Source organism: Janthinobacterium sp. AD80, assembly GCF_002878455.1.
In the GTDB taxonomy this organism is placed as follows: domain Bacteria; phylum Pseudomonadota; class Gammaproteobacteria; order Burkholderiales; family Burkholderiaceae_D; genus Janthinobacterium.
The window spans coordinates 1-2,063 of the sequence record NZ_NRDQ01000331.1 but is presented as its reverse complement, the minus strand read 5'-3'; the positions used below and the strand labels follow the sequence as shown (position 1 = coordinate 2,063).

At 69.6% G+C, this 2,063-nt stretch carries 2 protein-coding genes; both read right to left on the bottom strand.

Annotated features, from left to right (window positions below; all coding sequences use genetic code 11):
• A partial coding sequence (locus JaAD80_RS29195) for a DUF3488 domain-containing protein (protein ID WP_146012618.1) occupies positions 1-1,120 on the bottom strand: 1,120 nt, incomplete at its 3' end.
• 415 nt (positions 1,121-1,535) lie between these two features.
• On the bottom strand, positions 1,536-2,063 hold a 528-nt coding region (locus JaAD80_RS29185; protein WP_146012617.1), incomplete at its 5' end, for a DUF58 domain-containing protein.

Here is a 2,063-nt window from a genome sequence, read left to right as displayed (position 1 = left end):
CGCGCAGGGCGCGGGCCCAGGCCAGGCTGCGCGGGTTACTGCCGACGGGCAAGGACAGCCATGGCTGCCGTTGCGCCGGCGACAGGCCCGCCTGCAAGCGGTAGCGCGGCATGGAACTGGCGCGGTAACGCACGGTCGAAGTAATAGGCTGCACTGTCAGCACTTCTAGGGCGGGTGAGACGACATACGGGTTGCCGGGCAGGCGTTCGATGCTGCGCGGCACGTCGAGCACGAAGATGCGGCGCTGGCCGCTGGGCTGCAAGGTCACTTCATAATTGCTGGGGCTGCCGTCGAGCGCGATGTCGATCTTGCCGTTGATGGCCCGCTGGCGCTGGCCGGGGGCGGCGCCGCTGCGCGTCCAGGTGCTGCCGTCGTAGTCGCCCAGCACCACGCCGCGCCAATACAGCTGGTCTTGCGGCGGGATCGGCGTGCTGAAGCGGGCTGTAAAGACGGGTTCGCCCGACAGGGCCAGCGAGGCGATGGCGCCCGGCTGCATGCTGTCCGACAAACCCGTGCGCGCCTGCGTGCCATCCTGCGCCTTGCCCCACAAGGGCGCGTCGAGGCGTGGCACGAAGATGAACATCAGGGCGGCCAGAGGCATGGCCAGCGCCAGCATGCGGCCCAGCAAGCGCAGTCTTTGCGCCAGGCGCGGCTGCATGGCGCCGTACTGGGCCGACAGCAGGGCGGCCAGCAGGACGATGACGGTCGCCAGCATCCAGGCGGCGCTGAGGATGCCTTGCGTATGGAAAAAATTGGCCAGCAGGAGGAAAAAACTCAGGAAAACAAATACGAAGACGTCGCGCCGGCCGTGCATTTCCAGCGATTTCAAGGCCAGCAGCAAGACCAGCATGGCGACGCCGGGATCGCGCCCTAACAGGGTGCCGTAGCTGGCGTAAACGCCGGCAATACCCAGCAGCGCCAGCGGCAGGAGCAGGGCGAGCCGCGGCTGGCGCTGGCCGCGCACGGTGATGCTGGCGCGCCACAGCAAGGGAGCGGCAGCGGCCATGGACAGCCACCACGGCAGGTGCAGCGCGTGCGGCGCCAGCACCATGGCGGCCGCCAGCAGGAGCAGCAGGATGTCGGCCTTGTCACGTGGCAAGTTGCGCAGCCAGCCCATCATGGCGCGGCCTGCGTGGCCTGCGCGGCATGAGTTGTCCGGTTTGTCTGCGCCGCTGGGCTTGGCTGTGCCGCTTGCGCTGGCTCTGCCGACTCTGCCAGCTGAGCTGCCTGGGCTGTTGCCTGCGCCGTTGCCAGTGCCGTTGCCAGTGCCGTTGCCAGTGCAGTTGTCTGCGCTGTTGCCTGCGCCGTTGCCAGTGCCGGTGTCTGCGCTGTTGCCAGTGCAGCTGCCAGTGCAGTTGCCAGTGCCGTCGCCAATGCGGTCCCCATTGCAGTTGTCTGCATGGTGGCTGCTGCCGTCTGCCGTGCTGTCTCATGCGCGCTTGCCTGCGTGCCTGCCTGCTCCTGCCGCAAGCCATGCAGGGCCAGCGCGCGCAGGCAGGCGTCGCGGTGGCTGGCGCCCAGGCCAGGGGCGATGGTCAGCGGGCCCAGGCGCAAGCCATATGGCACGCTGCCGCGTTCCGCTGCCAGCACCCAGGCGGCCAGGCGCGACAAGCGCGCTTCCGGCGCCAGGGCGTGCAGGGTGGCATGGTCGAGCATGACCTGGCCAGGGGGGGGGCGCCCGTGCGCGCATCGGCGGCAGGCTGGAAATGCTTGCTGAACACGTGTTCGCCGTCATGGCGGGCGATCTGGCGCCAGGCCAGCCGCTTCAGCGGATCGCCGGGCTGGTAGGCGCGCACGCCGGCCAGTTCCAGCGCGCCATCGGCCGCGGCAGGCTGCCGGGCCGGGTGTGCCATGCCGGCGTGTACGTGTATGGGCAGGGGCGGCGCGTCCTGTTCCGGGGTCGGATACACGAGCACGCGCGCTTCCGGTTGCCAATGGCACCAGGCATAAAACAGGCCCAGTGGAAAGCTGCTGGACAGGCGCACGGCTGGCGCGTGCAGCCAGCCCCGCTGCCGCGCCGTCAGGCCGATGGCGACGGTGGTTTCCCCGTGGGCGGCGATGTC